The organism is Anaeromyxobacter sp. SG64 (assembly GCF_022690745.1).
Taxonomy (GTDB): domain Bacteria; phylum Myxococcota; class Myxococcia; order Myxococcales; family Anaeromyxobacteraceae; genus Anaeromyxobacter; species Anaeromyxobacter soli.
Map to the genome: position 1 here is coordinate 1 of NZ_JALCZB010000083.1, position 20,219 is coordinate 20,219.

Annotated in this window: 19 protein-coding genes; 2 read left to right on the forward strand and 17 right to left on the reverse strand. The window is 74.9% G+C overall.

What is annotated here, in order from left to right; genetic code table 11:
• Positions 1–592 precede the first annotated feature (592 nt).
• From gmk to MNZ29_RS18990, 12 genes are read right to left on the reverse strand one after another with little or no spacing between them, the layout of a single operon-like run.
• Positions 593–1,264, reverse strand: coding sequence for a guanylate kinase (gene gmk / locus MNZ29_RS18935; protein ID WP_242340391.1), 672 nt, complete (start codon positions 1,262–1,264; stop codon positions 593–595).
• Positions 1,254–2,129 carry a YicC/YloC family endoribonuclease gene (locus MNZ29_RS18940; protein ID WP_242340392.1) on the reverse strand — a complete coding sequence of 292 codons (876 nt, stop codon included), beginning with the start codon at positions 2,127–2,129 and terminating at the stop codon, positions 1,254–1,256. Before MNZ29_RS18940 ends, gmk begins: the two co-directional genes overlap by 11 nt.
• Before the next feature lie 56 nt (positions 2,130–2,185).
• A complete protein-coding gene (locus MNZ29_RS18945) occupies positions 2,186–2,398 on the reverse strand; it encodes a Trm112 family protein (RefSeq protein ID WP_242340393.1) in 213 nt (70 codons plus the stop codon).
• 21 nt (positions 2,399–2,419) lie between these two features.
• Positions 2,420–3,553 (reverse strand): glycosyltransferase family 4 protein, encoded by a 1,134-nt coding sequence (locus MNZ29_RS18950; protein WP_242340394.1) that lies wholly within the window; start codon positions 3,551–3,553, stop codon positions 2,420–2,422.
• 20 nt (positions 3,554–3,573) lie between these two features.
• Positions 3,574–4,056 carry an adenylyltransferase/cytidyltransferase family protein gene (locus MNZ29_RS18955; protein ID WP_277957340.1) on the reverse strand — a complete coding sequence of 161 codons (483 nt, stop codon included), beginning with the start codon at positions 4,054–4,056 and terminating at the stop codon, positions 3,574–3,576.
• 8 nt (positions 4,057–4,064) lie between these two features.
• Positions 4,065–5,075: a bifunctional heptose 7-phosphate kinase/heptose 1-phosphate adenyltransferase gene (locus MNZ29_RS18960; protein ID WP_242340396.1), complete on the reverse strand. Its 1,011-nt coding sequence runs from the start codon at positions 5,073–5,075 to the stop codon at positions 4,065–4,067.
• 9 nt (positions 5,076–5,084) lie between these two features.
• Positions 5,085–5,999: a lysophospholipid acyltransferase family protein gene (locus MNZ29_RS18965; protein WP_242356322.1), complete on the reverse strand. Its 915-nt coding sequence runs from the start codon at positions 5,997–5,999 to the stop codon at positions 5,085–5,087.
• A gap of 5 nt (positions 6,000–6,004) precedes the next feature.
• Entirely contained in the window at positions 6,005–7,120 is a 1,116-nt protein-coding gene (gene lpxK / locus MNZ29_RS18970; RefSeq protein ID WP_242340398.1) for a tetraacyldisaccharide 4'-kinase, read from the reverse strand.
• Positions 7,117–8,115 carry a glycosyltransferase family 9 protein gene (locus MNZ29_RS18975; RefSeq protein ID WP_242340399.1) on the reverse strand — a complete coding sequence of 333 codons (999 nt, stop codon included), beginning with the start codon at positions 8,113–8,115 and terminating at the stop codon, positions 7,117–7,119. The genes lpxK and MNZ29_RS18975 overlap by 4 nt, the downstream gene beginning before the upstream one ends.
• Complete coding sequence (locus MNZ29_RS18980) at positions 8,112–9,392, reverse strand: 3-deoxy-D-manno-octulosonic acid transferase (protein WP_242340409.1); 1,281 nt, start codon at positions 9,390–9,392, stop codon at positions 8,112–8,114. Before MNZ29_RS18980 ends, MNZ29_RS18975 begins: the two co-directional genes overlap by 4 nt.
• A gap of 24 nt (positions 9,393–9,416) precedes the next feature.
• Complete coding sequence (locus tag MNZ29_RS18985) at positions 9,417–10,511, reverse strand: PHP domain-containing protein (protein WP_242340400.1); 1,095 nt, start codon at positions 10,509–10,511, stop codon at positions 9,417–9,419.
• A gap of 2 nt (positions 10,512–10,513) precedes the next feature.
• Complete coding sequence (locus MNZ29_RS18990) at positions 10,514–12,349, reverse strand: ABC transporter ATP-binding protein (protein ID WP_242340401.1); 1,836 nt, start codon at positions 12,347–12,349, stop codon at positions 10,514–10,516.
• Between the two features lie 189 nt (positions 12,350–12,538).
• On the opposite strand from MNZ29_RS18990, the gene MNZ29_RS18995 reads away from it, so the two are divergent.
• On the forward strand, positions 12,539–12,994 hold the full coding sequence (locus MNZ29_RS18995; protein WP_242356313.1) for a hypothetical protein: 456 nt from the start codon (positions 12,539–12,541) through the stop codon (positions 12,992–12,994).
• 44 nt (positions 12,995–13,038) lie between these two features.
• Here the strand turns inward: MNZ29_RS18995 and MNZ29_RS19000 are convergent, their stop codons facing one another.
• The 5 genes from MNZ29_RS19000 to lpxB form a co-directional block, all read right to left on the reverse strand.
• Complete coding sequence (locus MNZ29_RS19000; protein ID WP_242340403.1) at positions 13,039–15,108, reverse strand: translation factor GTPase family protein; 2,070 nt, start codon at positions 15,106–15,108, stop codon at positions 13,039–13,041.
• A gap of 141 nt (positions 15,109–15,249) precedes the next feature.
• Positions 15,250–16,947 (reverse strand): AMP-binding protein, encoded by a 1,698-nt coding sequence (locus tag MNZ29_RS19005; RefSeq protein ID WP_242356314.1) that lies wholly within the window; start codon positions 16,945–16,947, stop codon positions 15,250–15,252.
• Positions 16,948–17,031: 84 nt separating this feature from the next.
• On the reverse strand, positions 17,032–17,682 hold the full coding sequence (locus tag MNZ29_RS19010) for a MarC family protein (protein WP_242356316.1): 651 nt from the start codon (positions 17,680–17,682) through the stop codon (positions 17,032–17,034).
• A gap of 43 nt (positions 17,683–17,725) precedes the next feature.
• Positions 17,726–18,466 carry a polyprenol monophosphomannose synthase gene (locus tag MNZ29_RS19015; RefSeq protein WP_242340406.1) on the reverse strand — a complete coding sequence of 247 codons (741 nt, stop codon included), beginning with the start codon at positions 18,464–18,466 and terminating at the stop codon, positions 17,726–17,728.
• A complete protein-coding gene (gene lpxB / locus MNZ29_RS19020) occupies positions 18,463–19,596 on the reverse strand; it encodes a lipid-A-disaccharide synthase (RefSeq protein ID WP_242340407.1) in 1,134 nt (377 codons plus the stop codon). Before lpxB ends, MNZ29_RS19015 begins: the two co-directional genes overlap by 4 nt.
• 119 nt (positions 19,597–19,715) lie before the next feature.
• Between lpxB and MNZ29_RS19025 the strand changes: the two genes are divergently transcribed.
• Positions 19,716–20,219, forward strand: a 504-nt coding sequence (locus MNZ29_RS19025) for a tetratricopeptide repeat protein (protein ID WP_242356318.1), incomplete at its 3' end; no start/stop codon positions are given.

Here is a 20,219-nt window from a genome sequence, read left to right on the forward strand (position 1 = left end):
CCGCATTCCGTCGTAGGCTTGCTATTCAGTTTTCAAAGACCGAACGAACCCTCCCGATCCGTCTCCGGCTCGGGCCTGACTTGCGCGGTGTCTCGAGGACAATCCGTTCCGTCAGCGAGGGCGGCGTGTTTAGCAGCTTGCCGTCCCAGTGTCCAGGGCTGATTCCGAGCAACTCGGAACCCGCCCTTTCGTGAGGGAGTCGGTTTCTAGCCGACCCGCCTCCGCCCGTCAAGCCCCTCGCGACGTTCAGCCGTGTCGCGTTCGAGCTCGAGGAGGGCGCAGCTTCTACCCTCCATCGGGCACCCCGTCAAGCGCGTCCGAATCATCCGTTCGGCCGAGCCTGGGAGGGGGCGTCTTGTAGCCGCCTCCCGGGGGTACGTCAAGGAAGAAACCCTGCTACTTCGGATGCTTGCTGCCGGGTTTCCACCAGAACCGGGGGCAGCTTCTACCCCCGCTCTCCCCTCCCGTCAAGCTGGCTCCGGATCGTGCTGTCCGCCGTCCGTGAGCCCGCCGCCGCGAGGGGTGCGCGTTGTACCCGCGTCCCGAGAGGGAGTCAAGCCGTCGAGGCCTCCTCCCCTCCCCTGCTCGCGCGTCAGCGCGCCCAGCCGCGCAGATCCGCGCGCTCGCGCAGGCAGCGCTCCGCGGTCTCCGCTGCGCCGGGATCGCGCCTCCCGGCGCGGCGCGCGCGCACGTGCGCGGCGATCGCGTCGAGCTTCGCGAGCGCGTCCTCGAGCTCGTCGTTCACCACGACGAACTCGTAGGTCTGGAGCCCGCGCGCGATCTCGTCGTGCGCGGCCGCGAGCCGCCGCCGGATCACGTCCTCGGCGTCGGTGGAGCGGCCGCGCAGCCGGCGCTCCAGCTCGGCCTCGTCGGGAGGGAGCACGAGCACCGTCGCCGCCGCGTCGGGCCAGGCCGCGCGGATCTGGGCGCCGCCCTGGACGTCGATGTCGAACAGCGCGATGCGTCCCGCCGCGAGCGCGGCGTCGACCGTGTGACGGAGCGTGCCGTAGCGCCTGGCGTGGACCTCCGCCCACTCGGCGAAGGCGCCCTCCCGGACGAGCTCGGCGAAGCGCTCCGGCGTGACGAAGTGGTAGTCCACCCCGTCGCGCTCGTCGCCGCGCGGCGCGCGCGTCGTCGCGGAGATCGAGAACACCGCGTCGGGGTGCGTCGCGCGGAAGCGGTGCGCGAGCGTGGTCTTGCCGGCGCCGGAGGGCGCGGAGAGGACGAGGAGCAGCCCGGGCGCGGGGGAGGCCTCACTCGACATTCTGCACCTGCTCGCGCATGCGCTCGATCTCGGCCTTGAGCGCGACGACCACGCCGGCGATCTCGGCGCTCTGCGACTTGGAGCCGACCGTGTTCACCTCGCGGTGCATCTCCTGGACGAGGAAGTCGAGCTTGCGCCCGGCGGGCTCGCCGCCCCCGAGGAGCGCGCGCACCTGCGCGGCGTGGCTCGCGAGGCGCGTGAGCTCCTCCGCGACGTCGCTCCGGTCGGCGAGCAGCGCGACCTCCTGCGCCAGCCGCGCCGGGTCGAGCGCCACCCCGCGCGCGAGCTCGGCGAGCCGCTCCTCGAGCCGCGCGCGGTGGTGCTCCACCGCCTGGGGCGCGAGCACCGCGACCCGCGCCGCCAGCGCCTCGACCGTCGCGAGCCGCGCGGCGAGATCGCGGGCCAGCGCCTCGCCCTCGCGGGCGCGCATCTCGAGGAGCGCCTCGAGCGCCGCCCCGAGGCCGGCCCGCAGGGCCTCGCGCGCGCCGTCGAGGTTCACGTCGCGCTCTTCGAGCCGCACCACGCCGTCCGCGGCGAGGATGTCGGCGAGCGTCGCGCCGGCGGCGAGGCCGAGGCGCGCCTGGAGCTCGGCGAAGGCGCGCGCGTACGCCTCGGCGAGCTGGACGTCCACCCGCGGCGCGAGGCCGCCCGCGCCCGAGGCGCGCCGGATCGACACGTCCACGCTCCCGCGCGCGAGCCGATCCTTCACGGCCTTCGCCGCCTCGAGCTCGAGCGCCGCGTACTCGCGCGGCAGCCGGACCTTCACCTCGCAGAACTTGTGGTTGACGGAGCGGACCTCGACGTCGAGCTCCTCGCCCGCGGCCGCGCCGTGGCCGGCGCCGTAGCCCGTCATGCTGCGGATCATCGCTCCACCCCGGGGCAATTCATGGGCGCGGACCGTAGCGTCGCCCACCGGGAGCGTCAAGGCGCGCCGCCGCCCTCTCCGGAGCGGCCGGGCGGACGATCGCCGAGCGGCCGCGCCTCGTCGAGCAGCATCACCGGGATGTCGTCCTCGATGCGGAAGACCAGCCGGCACGCGTGGCAGCGGATCTCCCGGAGCTCCTCGCGGAACTCGAGATCGCCCTTGCAGCGCGGGCAGGCGAGGATCTCCTTCAGCTCGGGCGCGAGCGCCATCGAAAACCTCCGGCGCGGAGATTACGCCGCGCGTCCGGCGGGCGGCAAGGCCAGGATCTCGGCGAGGAACGCGGCGATCGCGTCGCCTCGCGCGGTCTCCGTGAACGCGGTGGTCATGCGCTCGCGCGCGGCCCGCCCCATGGCCTTCGCGCGGGCAGGCGCGCCGAGGAGCTCCACGAGGGCGTCGGCGAGCGCGGCGACGTCGCCCTGCGGGACGAGGAGCCCCGTCGACCCGTCGACGATCGCCTCCGCGGGCGCGCCGAAGCGGTACGCCACCCCCGGCCGCCCCGCGGCCATGCCCTCGAGCAGCGCGCGGCAGGTGCCGTCGTTCCCCTCCGCGAGCAGCACCTTCGCGTCCAGCGTCCGGTACGCCGCGGCGAGCTCGGCCCCTGCCCGGTACCCGGCGAAGACGACGTTCCGCTGGAGCCCGCGGTGCGCGACCCGCACCCGGAGCGCCTCCTCCCCCTCCCCCCGCCCGACCACGACGAGCCGCGCCTCGGGGAGCCGGTCGGCCACCCCGCGGAAGGCGTCCACGAGATCCTCGTGGCCGCGGCCGGGCTTGATCCGCGAGACGATGCCGGCGACCGGCGCTCCGGCCGCGATGCCGAGCTCCTCGCGCAGGTCGGGGCCCTCCGGCGTGAACGTCCCCGCGTCCACCGCGCCGCGCGTGGCGAGCACCCGCGCCTCCGGGACGCGAAAGCGCTCGACGAGGACCCGCGCGTGGGCCTCGCACACCGCCACGAGGCCGTCGGTGCGCCGGAACGCGAGGCCCTGCACGCCGCCCCGGGCGAGGGCGCGCGCGGCGTGCACCGTCCGCACGACGCGCGCCCGGCCGCCGGCGCCCGCGGCGAGCAGCGCCAGCACGTGATCGTGCGAGAAGTTCGCGTGCAGCACGTCCACGCCCCCGCGCGCGAGCGCGGCGAGGCGTCCGACGTCGCGGAGGTAGCGGACGGGCCCGGACTTCGGGGAGAGCGCGAGGTCGCTGCGCACCGCGAGCCCCTCGGCGCGGAGCCGCTCGACGAGGTTGCCGGGGCGGAGCGTCTCGACCGCGAGCTCCACCTCGTGGCCGTGCGCGAGGAGCGCCCGCGCCACCGAGGCCATCGGCTCGGCCGGGCCGGTCCACCACGCCGACGAGAGGAGCTCCAGGACCCGCACGCCGGCCGCCGCGCGCCCGCCTACCGGCGCGTCGCCTCGAGCTTGCCGATGAGCTCGGTGGTGGAGTGGTCCTTGGGATCGCCCGCGACCGCCACGCGGCCGCCGTAGGAGCGCACCTCGGCCGCCTCGGGGATCGTGTCGGGCGTGTAGTCGGTGCCCTTCACCTGCACGTCCGGGCGGAGCGCGCGGATCACCGGGACCACGTCCTTCGAGTCGAAGAGGACCACGTGATCCACGCAGGTGAGCGCCTCGAGGATCTCGGCGCGCTCCGTCTCCGGGACGACCGGCCGCCCGGGCCCCTTGTTCGCGCGCGTGGAGGCGTCGCTGTTCACCGCGACGACGAGCAGGTCCGCCTCCGCCTTCGCGCCCTGCAGGTAGCGGAGGTGTCCCACGTGGAAGAGGTCGAAGACGCCGTTCGCGAGCGCGATGGTCCGGCCGGCCGCGGTCGCGGCGGCCCGCACGGCCGGGAGCTCGTCGAGGGCGACGCGCTTCGAGGCGCTCAAGTCGGACCTCATGGGCGGAGGAGCTCCGCGGCGAGCTCGTCGCGCGACACGGTGGCGGTCCCCGGCTTCTGCACGACGAGCGAGCCCGCCACGTTCGCGAGGCGCGCGGCCGTCACCGCATCGCCCCCTGCGGCGAGGCCCGCGCTGAAGGTGGCGGCGACGGTGTCGCCCGCGCCGGTCACGTCCACGGCGTCCTGGCTGCCGTGCGCGGGGACGTGCACGGGCGGCAGCCCCTTGCGGAAGACGGACATGCCGTTTCGCCCGCGGGTGACGAGCAGCACCTCGCAGTCCACGCGCTTCTGGAGGGTGCGCGCGGCGCGCTCGAGGGCGCCCGGCTCGCCGAGCGGCACGCCGGACGCCGCCTCGAGCTCGACCTCGTTCGGCTTCACCATGGTGAGGCCGGTGTAGGCGCGCAGCTGGTAGCGCGAGTCGACGCAGACCGGGACCCCGCCTCGCTTCAACCGGCGGAGCGCCTCGATGGCGTCGGCGTGAACCGTGCCCGAGCCGTAGTCGCTCGCGAGGATCGCCTGGGCCGAGCGCCCGTGCTTCTCGAGCTCGCGGACGAGCCGCTTCTGGACCGCCGCGGAGAGCGGCTCGCGGGGCGCGCGGTCGAGGCGGATCATCTGCTGGCGCCGGCTCGAGCGGCCGCCGGCCAGGATCCGCGTCTTCGCCTCGGTGGGACGGCCCGCGACGCGGATCAGCCCCGAGACGTCGATGCCGCCGCCCTCGAGCTCGTCGAGGAGCGCGGTGCCGAGCGCGTCGTCCCCGACGACCCCCACGGCGCGGACCTTCACGCCGAGCGCGGCGAGGTTCTGCGCGGCGTTGCCGGCCCCGCCGGCCTTCAGCTCGGAGGCCTCGTAGCGCACGATGAGGACCGGCGCCTCGCGGCTGATCCGCTCCGTCTCGCCGTAGACGTACTCGTCCGCGACGAAGTCGCCCACCACCACCACCTCGGTCCGCGCGAACGAGGGGAGCAGGCCGGCGAGCGAGGGCAGGAGGTTTTCCCGGGGGCGGCGCACGCGCGTTTCCTACCGCGCGCCGTCCGCGCGCGTCAATGCGGAGGCGGCCGCCGGGGGACCCGCGGCCTCGCCCTCCGGCCGCGTCTTCCACCGGCGGTGGAGCCAGTACCAGCGGTCGGGGTAGAGGCGGATCCAGCGCTCGAGCCGGTCGTTCAGATCCTGCATGAACGCGAGCGCGTCCGCGTCTCGGTCGCCGGTGTCGGGCACCGCGAGGGGCCCCTCGATGACGACCTTGTGGCGCCCGTCGCCGAGCGGGACGGAGACCGTGAAGACCACGGCCGCCCCGGTGCGCATCGCGAGCAGCGCCGGGGTCGCGGCGGTCGCGGCCGGGACGCCGAAGAAGGTCGGGAAGATGGCGCGCCGGCGCGGCTGGTTCTGGTCGATGACGTAGCCGAGCACGCGCCCCGCCTTGAGCGAGCGGATCGCGGCCGAGAGCGTGCTGCCCCGCGTGACCACGAGATCCTCGACGCCGGCGCGGAGCCGCGCCTTTCGCCAGAGGTCGTTCGCGCCCGACTTGCCCATCTCGCGCGTGATCATGGTGATGGGGACGCCGCGCAGCGTGTGGGCGGCGGCCAGCACCTCGAAGTTCCCGAAGTGCCCGGTCGCGGCGATGACCCCCTTCCCGCGCGCGCGCGCCTCCTCGAACCGGTCCCAGCCCTCGTGCACGAAGATGCCCTCGAGCTCCTCGCGCGAGAGGGACGGCACGCGGAAGAAGTCCGGGATCATCTGCCCGAAGTTGCGGTAGGTGCGGCGCGCGATGTCTCTGCGCTCGCCCTCGGTCTTCTCGGGGAAGGCGAGCCGGAGGTTGTCGAGCACCACGCGCCGGCGGATCCGGCTCGTCCAGGCGAGCCAGCCGAGGGCTGCGCCGAGCGCCGCGACGACGCGGGGCGGGAGGCGGGCGAGGAAGAAGCCGAGGAGGCGCATGCGAGTCACCCAGCGCTGCGAGAGGAACCGGCGTGGACCGTGAGCGCTGCGTCGAGGACCTCGGCGAGGACCGCCTCCCCCCGGACGAGTTCCGCGTCGATGCGCACCGCGCACAGGCGCGGCTCGGCGGCGCGGGCCGGCGCGAGCCGGACGGCGTCCTTCTCGGTCATGACCACGCGCGCGCGGGCGGCCTCCGCGGCGCGGAGGACGTCGTCGAGCTCGCGCTCGGTGAACCGGTGGTGGTCGGGGAAGGCCCGCTCCGCGACCACCTCGGCGCCGAGCCCGGCGAGGGTGCCGAGGAACGCGCCGGGCCGCGCGAGCCCGGACACGGCGATCACGCGCTCCCCGCGCAGCGCGCCGAGGCCGAGGCTCCGCCCGAGCGTCCCGTCGACCACGTCGACCGGCGCGTGCCGCGACTCGACCGGCGCGCGGCCGGTGGCGTCGAGCGCCAGCGCGCGCAGCGCCGTGAGCGCCGCCGCGTCCGCCCCGTCCACCCGGGAGAGCCAGACGAGCCCCGCGCGCCGGATCGCCCCGCGAGGCTCGCGGTTCGGGCCGCGCGGCAGCAGGTGCCCGTTGCCGAACGGATTCGCGGCGTCGAGCACCACGACGTCGAGGTCGCGCGCGAGGGCGCGGTGCTGGAACCCGTCGTCGAGGACGAGGGCGTCGGCGCCGAGCGTGGCGACCGCGAGAGCGGCGAGCGCGGCGCGGCGGGGACCGCACAGCACGGCGACGCCCGGCAGCCGGCGCGCGAGGAGCGCCGGCTCGTCGCCCGCCTCGTCCGCGCCGAGGAGCGTCCGCACCCCGTCGGAGACGACGCGCGGGTCGGCGCGCGACGCGCCGTAGCCGCGCGAGAGCACCGCCACGCGCCGGCCGCGCGCGGCGAGCCGGCTCGCGACCGCGATGGCGGCGGGCGTCTTGCCGGCGCCGCCGACCGCGACGTTGCCGATCGACACGACCGGAACGCCGGCGCGCGCCTGGGCGAGCAGCCCGCGGTCGTAGAGCGCGCCGCGGGCCGCGGCGCCCACCCGGAACAGGCCCTCCGCGAGGACGAGCGGCGCGAGCAGCGCGGTCTCGCCGGGCGCGGCGCGGGGTCGCCACCAGATCCGCTCCACGAGGCTCATCGGGCGAGCAGCTCGCGGGACGCCGCGAGCACGGCCTCGGGCGCGAGATCGCGCAGGCAGCGGTGGTGGCCCTCGGGGCAGTAGTCCCCTCCGTGGTTCGAGCACGGGGCGCAGGCGAGCGCCAGCGAGAGCGACCGCCCTGGCGCGGGCGGTCCCCAGCGCGCCGCCGAGGTCGGGCCGAAGAGCGCGAGCGCCGGGACGCCGACCGCCGTGGCGAGGTGCACGGGGCCCGAGTCGCACGCGACGAGGAGCCGGACGCGGGAGAGCGCGGCGGCGAGCGCGTCGAGCGGCAGGAACGAGAGGTCGGCGGCCACCTCGCAGCGGGCGGCGGCGCGGAAGGCGGCGAACGCGTCGCGGTCGCCCGGCCCGCCGCACAGCACGATCCGGTGGCCCTCGGCGGCGAGCGCGTCGGCGACCGCGGCGAACCGCTCCGCCGCCCAGCGCTTCGTGGCCCAGCGGGCGCCCGGGGCGACGGCGACGATGGAGCCGTCCACCGCGCCGAGCGCGTCGTCGGCGAGGGCCCGCGCCTGCGCCGAGAGCGCGACCTTCATCCGGCCGGGCTCGCCGATGCCGAACGGCGCGAGGGCCTCCGCGTAGAGGCGGGTCTGGTGCGCGCGCACGAGCGGCGGGTCCGCCCCGAAGACCGACCGCAGCGCCTGCAGCGCGGAGCGGCGGCGGAAGGCGGCGCGCATCGGCGCGGCGGCGCGCGCCACGAGGACGCTGCGGGCCTTGTGCTGGAGGTCGATCGCGACGTCGAACCGGCCGCGCAGGCTCGAGGCGAGCCCCCACGCGCCGTTCGTGCCGTCGCGCCCGAGCCGGTGGACCTGGGCGAGCTCCGGCAGCCCCTCGAGCAGCGGCGCGTAGAGCGCGTCCGTCACCCACTCGATCCGCGCCGCGGGGAAGCGCCGGCGCAGGGGCTCGAGGACGCTCGTCGCGAGGACGACGTCCCCGAGCGCGCTGTAGCGGACGACGAGGATGCTCGCCGGATCCGTCACGCCGCCGCCTTTCCACGCGGGAGCATGGAGAGCATGTGCTCGACGTTGCGGGCGCTCGCGCCGCGGATCGACGTCACCGAGCCGCGCGCCAGCGCGCCGAGCTCCTCGAGCTGGTCGGGCCGCGAGAGCAGCTCCTCGGCCACCTTGAGGAGCTGCTCGGGCGAGGCGACCTGGATCCCGCCGCGCCCCTGCAGCACCTGCACCGAGTCCTTGAAGTTCTCCATGTGCGGCCCGAACAGCACGGGCTTCCCCTGCGCCGCGGGCTCGAGCACGTTCTGCCCGCCGCGCGTGACGAAGCTGCCGCCGACGAAGACCAGCGTCGCGAGGCGGTAGGCGATCGAGAGCTCGCCGATGGTGTCGAGCAGCGTGACCTGCGCGTGGCCCGCGGGCGCGCCGCCGCTGCGCAGGCGGACGCCGAGCCCCGCCTCCGCCGCGAGCGCCATGATCTTGCCGCAGCGCTCGAGGTAGCGCGGCGCGATGACGAGCTGGAGGCGCGGGTGGCGCTCGAGCAGCCCCTTGTACACGCCGAGGACGAGCTCCTCCTCGCCCTCGTGGGTGGAGCCGGCCATGAAGACGGGCGCGGTCGGGTCGAGGCCCATCTCCGCGCGGAGCGCCTGCTCCTTGCCCTCCGCGCCTTCGAGCACGAGCGCGTCGAACTTGGTGTTCCCGGTGACCCACACGCGATCGGGGGCGGCGCCGAGCGCGAGCGCCCGCTCCGCCTCCTCGTCCGAGCGCATGAGGAAGCAGTCGATGCGGCGGAGGGGGTTCCGGATGGCGCGGAACATCGCCCGGTAGCGCGAGAGCTTCGCCGGGTTGAAGCGGCCGTTCGTGAGCGCGATCCGCACCCCCGCCTTGCGGGCGGCGCGGATGAGGTTCGGCCAGATCTCCGTGTACTCGAGCACCAGGAGGTCGGGCTTCAGCGCCGCGACCGCGCGCCGGGTCGCGCCGAACAGATCGTACGGCGCGTACAGCACCACGTCGGCCTCGGCGAGCTTCTTCCGCGCCATCTCCTGGCCGCTGTTCGTGATGGTGGTGACGATGATGCAGGAGCCCGGCAGGCGCCGCTTCAGCTCCCGCATCATCGGCTGGAGCGAGAGGAGGTCGCCGGCGCTCGCGCCGTGCAGCCAGACCCGCGGGCTGCCCCGGCCGAGGTCGAGGCCGCGCCGGTAGAGGCCGAGGCGCTGGGCGATGCCGTGGCGCAGCTTCGGGTGCGTGAGCAGCACCGGCAGCGCGAAGACGAAGAGCGCGTAGCTCGCGATGACGTAGACGAGGTGCAGGGCGGGACCTCTCGTGGGGCGCTTTTACTCGATGCGCAAGGGGTTCGTGAAGATCCACGGCCGGCCGTCGATCCGGGCCTCCACGCGGTAGTCGCCGGGGGCGCACCGGCCGTCGCAGCGGAACGCGGCGCCGTCCGCGTCCGGGGCGAGCGCGCCCGCGGGGCGGCCGTCGCGCAGGAGCGCGAACCGGGCGCGCGGATCGGGGGGCGCGCCGAGCGACAGCGCGATCGTCTCCGGGTCGGGGCGCCCGAGCCGGACGCGCGCCGCCGGCGCGACGCCGTCGAAGACGCACGCCGCGCTGCCGTCGAGGAGCGCCGCGGTCACCGCGCGCGCGTCGGCCTCCGCGTCCCCGCTCCGGCGCACGGGCACGCGCATCGAGAACGCCTCGAAGGCCGCGCGGTAGCCCGGGTAGCCGTGCGCGTCGGCCGAGCACAGGAGCACGCGGACCTCGCCGCGGCCGCGCGCGGCGCCCTCCTCGGCGTCGAAGCGCGCGAGCTCGTCCGCGGGATCGGCGGCGAGCGCGAGCACGGCGCCGGCGCCGTCGAAGGGCAGCGCCGCCGCTGCGCGCACCACCTTGCTGGCCGCGCGATCGGTCACCACGCGGTACCAGGACGTGTCGTTCGAGACGACCTCGAAGCCGCGCCACGGCCCCCGACCCCAGCCGGTGAAGGGCCGGCGCGGGTGGAACGGGTGCGCCAGCACCGCCTGGCCGCCGAGCGCGGCGATCGCGCCGAGGGGATCGCGGACGCGCTCCTCCCGCGTGAGCGCGCGCGGCACCCCGAGCGCCACCACGTGTCCGTAGGGGGTCGAGACCTCGGTGGCGGGCACCACGAGGACGCCGTCGAGGTACTCCGCCCGCTCCGGGGCGCGGACGTTGTGATCGGTGACCACGACGAAGTCGAGGCCCGCGGCGCGCACCGCGGCGACCACCTCCGCGAGCGAGCCGCGGCCGTCGCTCGCGGTGGTGTGCACGTGGTAGGCGCCGCGCAGCCCCTCCCGCGCCGCGTCGGCGTGCGCGGCCCCGGAGCGGCGCAGCGTGCGCTCCCGGAGCGCCATCGCGCCGAACCCCGCGTAGCCGGCGAGGAGGAGGACGACCGCGGCGAGGACGATCCGCTTCAAGCCTAGCCCGCGCTCACGCGCGCCTCCGCGCGCGCCTCGCCCTCGAAGATCCGGTGGAGGCGCGCGTACTCGCCGCCGCGCGCGACGAGCTCGTCGTGGGTGCCGAGCTCGACCACGCGCCCGCCGGAGAGGACCACGATGCGGTCGGCGTTCCGCACCGTCGAGAGGCGGTGCGCGATGACGAGCGTGGTGCGGCGGCGTCCGCCCTCGATGGCCATGAGGGAGTCGAGCGCGCGCTGCACCTCGCGCTCGCTCTCCGCGTCGAGCGCGCTCGTCGCCTCGTCGAGCACGAGGATGGGCGCGTCCTTGAGGAAGGCGCGGGCGATCGCGATCCGCTGCCGCTGCCCGCCCGAGAGGAGGACCCCCTTCTCCCCCACGCGGGTGTCGTACCCGTGAGGCAGCGCCTCGATGAAGCCGTGCGCCTGCGCGAGCCGCGCCGCGCGCTCCACGTCGGCCTGCGCCACCTCGGGACGGCCGTAGGCGATGTTCGCGCGGATGGTGTCGTTGAAGAGCACCGTCTCCTGCGTCACGAGCGCGAGCTGGGCGCGCAGGCTCGCGAGCGTCACGTCGCGGACGTCCTTCCCGTCGACGGTGATTCGGCCGTCGGTGACGTCCCAGAAGCGCGGCAGGAGGTTCGCGACGGTCGTCTTGCCGCCTCCGGACGAGCCGACGAGCGCCACCACCTCGCCCTTGCGGATCTCGAGGTCGAGGCCGTGCAGCACCGGGCGATCGCCGTACGCGAAGGCCACCCGCTCGTAGCGGATCGCCTCCGCGAACCGCGGGAGGACCTCGCGGCCGTCGTCCGGCACGGCGGAGGGCGTGTCGAGGATCTCGAAGATCCGGTCGCCGGCCGCCGCGCCCTGCATCGCGATCTGCCCGACGCGCCCGAGCTGCTTCACGGGCGTGTAGAGGAGGAGCACCGCCGCCACGAAGGAGAAGAACTTCCCCGGCTCGAGCTCCCCCGCCAGGATCCGCCCGCCGACCCACCAGATCGCGGCCGCGAGCCCCGCCGCCCCCATGATCTCCATGAGCGGCGACGAGAAGGCCCGGACGAGATAGCTGCGGCGCAGGATCCGGATGAGCTTCCCGTTCGCCTCGGCGAAGCGGCCGGACTCCCAGCGCTCCATCCCGTAGGCCTGCACGACCCGCATCCCGCTCACCGCCTCCTGCACCATCTCGGACAGCTCGCCGGCGGTGGACTGGGCGTGGCCCGTGACGCGCTTCAGCCGCTTCGCGAGGCGCACGACCGGCAGGAGCGTGACGGGGACCGCGCCGAAGGCGACGAGCGACATGCGCCAGTCGAGGACGAAGCACGAGACGAGCATCACGATGACGGTGAGCCCGTCGCGCAGGTAGCTCGGGATCGCGTTCGAGACGGCGGTCTCGACCGAGAGCACGTCCGCCGAGAAGCGCTGGAGGATGTCGCCGGAGTGGCGGCGCGTGTAGAAGCCGGGCGACAGCCGCAGGAGGTGGTCGAAGAGGGCGCGGCGGACGTCCGCGATCATCCGCTGCCCGACCATCCCCATCAGGTAGAACTGCCCGAAGTAGGCCACGCCCTTCAGCGCGGCGACGCCGACGATGATCGCGGGCAGGATGCCGAGGATGGTCGAGCGGTCCAGCCGGGCGAGCTGGCCCGCGACGTCCCACGACGCCGGCACGAACTTGGCGAGGCTGCCGAGGGCCCGCGGGTCCCCGCGGAACAGGAACTCGAGCGCCGGCCCGAGCAGGTACACGTAGGCGGCCGTCGTGACCGACAGGATCGCCATGCAGAGGATGGCGACGGCGAGCGTCAGCTTGTACGGCGCGACGAAGCGGAGGAGTCTCAGGTACGAGCGCAAGGCGCGGCCATCCTATGCCAGAACGTCCGCGGGGGGCAGGACGACGCTACCCCGTCCGGGCGGCACCCTCACCCACCCGGCCGCCCGCCCGGCCGCCTGCCGCCCCCACTGGCCCGGTTGACCCACCCTCGCCGCCGGCGCCGAATCGGATCGTGGGCGCGGCCCACGCCGCGCGCCACGGAGGTCGCAATGGCGAGGACGGTGGAGCAGAGGCGGAACCCGGCGGGCGTCGAGCACTGCATCGCGATCACGGGCAAGGGCACGCCCGGCGGCACGGCGCTCGAGGAGGCGATCGAGGCGGTGACGAGGACCGCGGCGGTGCTGGCGGCGGCCAAGAAGAAGGGCGGGAACCTGTTCCGCCCGGGCGCGCCCGAGGTCCGGCTGCGTCCGGCCGGCGAGGGTGATCGCGGGAGCGGGGGCTTCACGGTGCTCGTGCGCGTCCCCGACTTCGTGAGCGCGCGCGACGCGCGCGAGGCGGCGCACGAGGCCGCGGAGCGTCGGCCCGCCGCCAAGGCCGTGAGGCTCGTCGCGGTGGGCGCGGCGGCGCTGCGCGGCGGCGGGCGGCCGGGCCGCGCCCGGCAGCCGCGCGGGGTCCGGCGCACGCGCGCGGGGCCGCCGCACCGGGCCCGCGAGACGCTGCGCTGAGCGACGGGTCGCGCTCGCGACGACCGTCGCAGCGCGCGGCTCGCTCACTCCTCGAGGCCCTTCACCTTCCCCTCCGCCCGCCGCCGCTCGATGATCTTCTGCGCGATGGGCGGCGGGACGGGGTCGTAGTGCGAGGCCTCCATCGTGAAGTACCCGACGCCCTGCGTGAGCGAGCGGAGGTCGGCGTCGTAGGTCATCGCCTCGGCGTGCGGGCAGAGGGCGCGGACGAGCACCCCGCGCGCGAGCGGCTCCATGCCCTGCACCTTCGCGCGCCGGCTGTTCAGGTCGCCCATCACCGCGCCGACGTACTCCTCGGGGACGCGCACCTCGAGCTTCATCACGGGCTCGAGGAGGATCGGGCGCGCCTCGAGGACGGCCTTCTTGAACGCCATCGAGCCCGCCACCTGGAACGCCATGTCGGAGCTGTCCACGTCGTGGTAGCTGCCGAACACGAGCCTCGCCCTGAAGTCGACGACCGGGTAGCCGGCGAGCGGCCCGGAGTGCAGGGCGCCGCGGATCCCCTTCTCGACCGAGGGGATGAACTGGCGCGGGACCACGCCGCCGACGATGGCGTCCTCGAACTCGAACCCCTCCCCGCGCGCCTTCGGCACGAGCTCGACGTGGGCGTCGCCGTACTGCCCGTGCCCGCCGGTCTGCCGCTTGAACTTGCCCTGCGCCTTGGCCGGCGCGGTGATGGTCTCGAGATACGCGGGCGTCGGGGGCGCGAGCGTGACCTCGACGCCGTGCTTGCGCTTCACGCGCTCCACCGTCACCTCGATGTGCGCCTGCCCCATGCCCTGGAGGAGCATCTCGCCCGTGTCCGGGGAGCGGGCCAGCTCGAGCGAGGGGTCCTCCTCGATGAGCTTCTGCAGCGCCGCGGCGGCCTTGTCGTCGCCGGCCTTCGCGTGGACGGCGTACGACACCGGCCGGGTGTGCTGCGCGAAGTGCGGCAGGAGGATGGGGGCGGCCGGGTCGCACAGCGTGTCGCCGGTGTGCGCGTCCTTCAGCTTCATGAGCACGACGAACTCGCCGGGTCCCGCCTCGGGCACCTCCGCCGTCTGCGCCCCGTCGGTGCGGTGCAGGTGCGAGACGCGCTCCTCGCTGCGGGTCCTGGGGTTCATCACGTTCGCGTCGTGCTTCAGGGTGCCGGAGAACACCCGGACGTAGTCGACGCGCCCGGCGAAGTGGTCGATGGTCGTCTTGAACACCTGCCCGCAGAACGGCGCCTCGGGGGTGGCGGGGCGCGTCACCTCCTTGCCGGCGAGGTCCTTGCCCTTCACCTCGCGCGCCTCGGGGCCCGGGACGATCCCAACGACGAGGTCGAGCAGCTCGCGGACGCCGACGCCGCTCTTCGCGCACGTGCACGCGACGACGAGGATGCGCTGCTCGGCTGCGCCCCGGGCGAGGCCGCGCGCGATCTCCTCCTCCGAGAGCGACCCGCCCTCGAGGTACTTCCCGAGCAGCTCGTCGTCCGACTCCGCGGCGGCCTCGACGAGCGCGGTGCGGAGGCGCTCCGCCTCGGCCGAGAGCTCGCCGGGGATCGCGCCCTCCTCGTACCGGCCCTTGCCGTCGTGCAGGTGAGCCTTCATCGAGACGAGGTCCACGAGGCCGGCGCACTTGCCGCCGCGCAGGATCGGGAGCTGGACCGGGACCGGCTTCACCTTGAGCGAGGACTCCACGTCGGCGAGCGTCCTCGCGAAGTCGGCCTGCTCGTGGTCGAGCCGGGTGATCACCGCGATCGCCGGGCGGCCCGAGTCGGCGAGCACGTCGTACGCGCGCTCGGCCCGGTTGTGCGCGCCGTCGGCGGCCGAGAGGGCGAGCACCGCGCCATCGGTCACCTGCAGCGCCCACTCCACCTCGGTGAGGAACGCGGCGAACCCCGGGCAGTCGAGCACGTGGAACGCCCGTCCGCCCTCCTCGAAGCTCTCGGGGTGGAGCGCCAGCGTGAAGTTTCGCTTCTTCTCCTCGGGCTCGGCGTCGAGGCGCGAGGTGGAGGCTTCGCCCGGGGGCCGCTTCGGATCGGCGATGCGCCAGAGCGCCTCGACGAGGGCGGTCTTGCCCGCCCCGTCGGCGCCGATGATGGAGAAGGTGCGGATCACGCGGGAGTTGGCCATGTCGTGTCTCCGGCTTCCCCGCGCCCCGGGGCGCGGGCGTGTGCGTTGAAGGATGCAACGAGACGCATGCGCGGCGCCACGTGTTCTTCACCGCGCGGCAGACGCGGCCCGAGAGGGCCGCGCCCGTTCGTCGCGCCCGCGTCAATCGCCCCTGGCGATCTCCGGGAAGTCGTCCTGCCAGAACTCGCGCGGGCCCCGCGGCGCCCCGGGCTCGCGGCCCTGCTCGCGGCGCCGCAGCTCGACCCGCCGGATCTTGCCCGAGACGGTCTTGGGCAGCTCCGAGAACTCCAGGCGGCGGACGCGCTTGTACGGCGCGAGCCTCCGGCGCAGGAACCGGAAGAGCTCGAGCGCGAGCTCGCGGTCCGGCGCGCGCCCCGGCTTGAGGATGATGAACGCCTTGGGGACGAGGCCGCGCACCGCGTCGGGGCTCGGCACGACGGCCGCCTCCGCGACGGCGTCGTGCTCGATGAGCGCGCTCTCGAGCTCGAAGGGGCTGATCCGGTAATCCGAGCTCTTGAAGACGTCGTCGGCCCGCCCGACGTAGGTCACGTACCCGCCCGCGTCCCGGGCGGCGACGTCGCCCGTGTGGTAATGGCCGTGGCGCGTCGTGAACTCGTTCAGGTTGGGGTCCTGCTCGTAGCCCGCCATGACGCCGGCCGGGCGCGGGTCGAGCGTGATGGAGAGCTCGCCCTCGGGCGCGTCGTTCCCCTCCTCGTCGAGCAGCGCGATGCGGTAGCCCGGCAGCGGGCGGCCCATCGAGCCGGGCTTGAGCGGCTGGCCCGGCGAGTTGCCGATCTGCGCCGTGGTCTCGGTCTGGCCGTAGCCGTCGCGGATCGTCACGCCCCAGGCCTTCCGGACCTTCTCGATCACCTCGGGGTTGAGCGGCTCGCCCGCCGAGAGCGCCTCGCGGACCTTCACCTGGTGGCGGGAGAGATCCTCGAGGATGAGCATGCGCCAGACGGTGGGCGGCGCGCACAGGGTCGTGATCTGGTTCCGCTCCAGGACGCCGAGCGTCTCGCGCGGCACGAACCTCGCGTAGTTGTGCACGAACACCGTCGCCCCGGCGTTGAACGGCGCGAAGAAGCTCGACCAGGCGTGCTTCGCCCAGCCCGGCGACGAGACGTTCATGTGCACGTCGCCCTCCCGCAGGCCGATCCAGTACATCGTCGAGAGGTGGCCCACCGGGTAGCTGCGCTGGGTGTGCACGACGAGCTTCGGCTTCGCGGTGGTGCCGCTCGTGAAGTAGAGCAGCACCGGGTCCGAGGACATCGTCTCGCCGTGCGGGATGAACAGCGACGACTCGTCGTAAGCGAGCTCGAACGGGATCCAGCCCGGCACCTGCTCGCCCACGACGTGCCGCGCGAACCCGCCGTCGAGCGCCCGCATCTTCTCCGCGCCGGCGGGGTCCGTCACGACGTGGCGCACCCGGCCGCGCTCCACGCGATCGACGAGGTCCTCCGGCGTGAGCAGCGTGCTCGCCGGGATGACGCACGCGCCGAGCTTCATGGCCGCGAGCATTACCTCCCAGATCTGCACGCAGTTCGGCAGCATCATGAGGATGCGATCGCCGCGCTCGACGCCGTGGCGGCGGAGGTAGATCGCGACGCGGTTGGAGCGCTCCGCCAGCTCGGCGTACGAGAGGCGCACCTCCGCGCCGTACTCCTCCACGAGGTGCAGCGCCGTCCGCGGGTTGCCGTCCGCGACGATGTCGAACCAGTCGAGCGCCCAGTTGAAGCGATCGAGGGCCGGCCAGCGGAACTCCCGGTAGGCGGTCTCGTAGTCCTCGCGGTGCTGCACGAGGAAGTCGCGGGCGCGGCGGAAGCTCTCCGTGGACGACATGCGGGCCTCCCGGGGTGGAGGCCGAGTGTGACAGACGGCCACAGGGCATTGCGAGACGCCCCGCCCGTCCCGTCCGGGTGCTCGCTAGGGACCCAGCAGGCGTCCGGCGAAGGACTCGGACAGCCCATCGAGCATGAACTGGATGCCGATGGCGACGAGCAGCAGGCCCGCCGCGCGCTCGAGGATGGCGAGGCCGGTCCGCCCCAGCACGCGCTCCGTCCGCGTGGCGCCTGCGAGGATCACGTAGCTCCCCGCGGCGGTGAGCGCGATCGCGACCAGCACGGGGATGGCGTGCCACCAGGGCCCGCTCCGCGCGCGCGCCATGAGGACGACGGCGGTCGCGATGCTCCCCGGCCCGGCGAGCAGCGGCATCGCGAGCGGCACGATGGCGATGTCCTCCTTGTCGGCGCCCGCCTCCACCTCACCCTCGGTGATGCGCGTCCTGGACGGCTGGGTGCGGATCATGTCGAGCGCGAGGAGGAGCAGCACGACCCCGCCGGCGATCTTGAACGCGCCGAGGCTGATGCCGAGCAGCTTGAAGATCCAGGCGCCGGCGAGCGCGAACGCGGCGAGCACGAGGCCGGCGGCGATGGCCGCGCGGAGCGCGATGACGCGCCGCTCCTCCGCGCTGTGCCGCCTCGTCATCGCGAGGAAGAACGGCACCGCAGAGAACGGATCGACGACGAAGAAGATCGCCGAGAACGAGACGAGGCCGAGGCCGAGGAGCTCACCCATGACGAGGCGGGCGGAAGATACCGCGGACGGCCGCGGCGCGGGGCTACTTCTCGGGCGCGGCGCGGCGCGCGAACCCCGAGCGGCGGATCGACCAGACCTTGCGCACCGCCTCGATCACGATCCGGCGCGACATCTTCGACTGCCCCACCCGCCGGTCCGCGAAGACGATCGGCACCTCCACCACCCGGAACCCCCGCCGGAGCGCGCGGTAGGTGAGCTCGATCTGGAACGCGTAGCCCGAGCACTCGACGCTCGGCAGGTCGATCGCCTCGAGCACCTCGCGCCGGAAGCACTTGAACCCGCCGGTGAGGTCGCGCACGCGCACGCCGAGGATGGTCCGCGCGTAGAGGCTGCCCCCGCGCGAGATGAGCTTGCGGCCGAGGCCCCAGTTCACCGTCCCGCCGCCCGGGACGTAGCGCGAGCCGAGCACGAGGTCGGCGTCGCTGCGGGCGCGAGCGAGCAGGGCCGGCAGGTAGCGCGGGTCGTGCGAGAAGTCGGCGTCCATCTCGAGCACGTAGGCGTACCCGCGCGAGAGCGCCCAGTCGAAGGCGGCGAGGTACGCCCTCCCGAGCCCCTGCTTCGCGGCGCGGTGGAGCACGTGGACGCGCGGCTCGCGCGCGGCGAGCCGGTCGGCGAGCTCGCCCGTGCCGTCCGGCGAGCTGTCGTCCACGACGAGCACGTCCACGTCCGGCGTGGCGGCGAGGATGCCCGCGACGATGGGCTCGAGGTTCTCGCGCTCGTCGTAGGTGGGGAGGCAGACGATCGCCGGGCGCCGCTCCGTCATGACATCACCCCCACGATCTCCTCCGCCACGCGCCGGGGCGCGCCGGGCTCGCCGAGCGAGTCGCGCACCTCCTGCAGCGCCGCGAGCTGCGCGTCGCGCACCGCGCGATCGCCGAGGAGCCGCTCGATCTCCGCGGCCATGCGCGCCGGGCTCGCCTCTCCCTGCAGGAGCTCGGGGACGACGCTTCGGCCGGCGAGGATGTTGACGAGCGCGAAGTGCGCGATGCGCACGAGCATCCTGCCGAGCGCGTACGTGAGCCAGGAGAGCCGGTACACCACGACCATCGGCCGGAGCATGATCGCGGTCTCGAGCGTGGAGGTGCCGCTCTTCACGATGGCGGCGTCGCTCGCGCCCACCACCTCCTCGGTGCGCCCGTCGACGAGCTTCACCTCGATGGTGCGGTGCACGGCGAGGTACGGCTCGAGCGCGGCGCGCGGGAGGGTCGGGGCGACCGGCACCACGAACTGCGCGTCGGGGTGGACGGCCTTGATCCGCTCGGCGGCCTCGAGCATGGGCGCGAAGAGGCGCTTCAGCTCCGACGCGCGGCTCCCCGGCACGAGCGCGACGGTGGTCCGGCCGTTCGCGAGCCCGAGGGCGGCGCGGTAGCGGTCCGGGGCCTCCGGCGGCGGCCGCTCCGCGAAGGGGTGCCCGACGAAGCGCGCCCGGACGCCGGTGCCCTCGTAGAAGCTCGGCTCGAACGGGAGGATGCAGAGCATCCGGTCGACGACCTTCGCGATCTTCTTCGCCCTGCCCTTCCGCCACGCCCAGATGGTGGGCGAGACGTAGTAGACGACGGGGATCCCGAGCTTCTTGAGCTTCGCCGCGAGGCGGAGGTTGAAGTCCGGGAGGTCGACGAGCAGGGCCGCCTTGGGGCGGCGCTCGGCGGCGGCGCGCGCGAGCAGGCGCAGGATCCCGAGGATCCGCGGCAGCCGCGGCAGCACCTCGGCGACCCCCATCACCGAGATGTCCTCCGCCGGCGCGAGCACCTCGAGCCCCGCGGCGCGCAGCCGCGGACCGCCGACCCCGAACGCGTGGATCCCGGGCCGCAGCGCCGCGAGCTCCTCGAGCGCGCGCGCCGCGTGCAGATCGGCGCTCGCCTCGCCGGCGACGATGAGGATCTCCTCGGACAAGCCGGCGGGTCATAACACGCACGCCTGGGCGGTCCAACGGTCCCAGGGGTCGGTGTGGGCACCCGGCGCCACGAAGATCGCGGTGGAGCCCCGCGCCGGTGCGTGGCTAACATCCCCCCGTGCCGCTCTTCCGCCGCCGGCCGCGCACGCGAGCCGAGATCGTCGCCGCCGCCGACCGCGCCCGGGCGCGCGGACGCATCCGCAAGGCGGTGGCCGGGTACCGCGAGGCCCTCCGCAACGACCCCGAGGACCCCTCGCTGAACGTGAAGCTCGCTCCGCTGCTCGCGCGCCTCGGCCAGGGCGCCGAGGGCGCCCGCTGCTTCCGCCGCGCGGCGGAGCGCCACCTCGCCGCGGGGTTCACCGATCGCGCCGCAGCGGTGTGCGCCACGGCGACCGGGGTGTTCCCCCTCGAGCCCGCCTTCCGCGTCGAGCTCGCCCGTCTGCACGCGCTGCGGGGCCGCCGGGCCGACGCGGTGGGTGCCCTCGTGGACGGCGGGCGCGCGCTCGCCCGGGCGCGGCGCCGCCCGGCCGCCGTGTCGCTCCTGCGCCGCGCGCTGGAGCTCGAGCCGCTGCACCTCGAGGCGCGGCTCGCGCTCGCGCCGGCGCTCGCCGCCGAGGGTGAG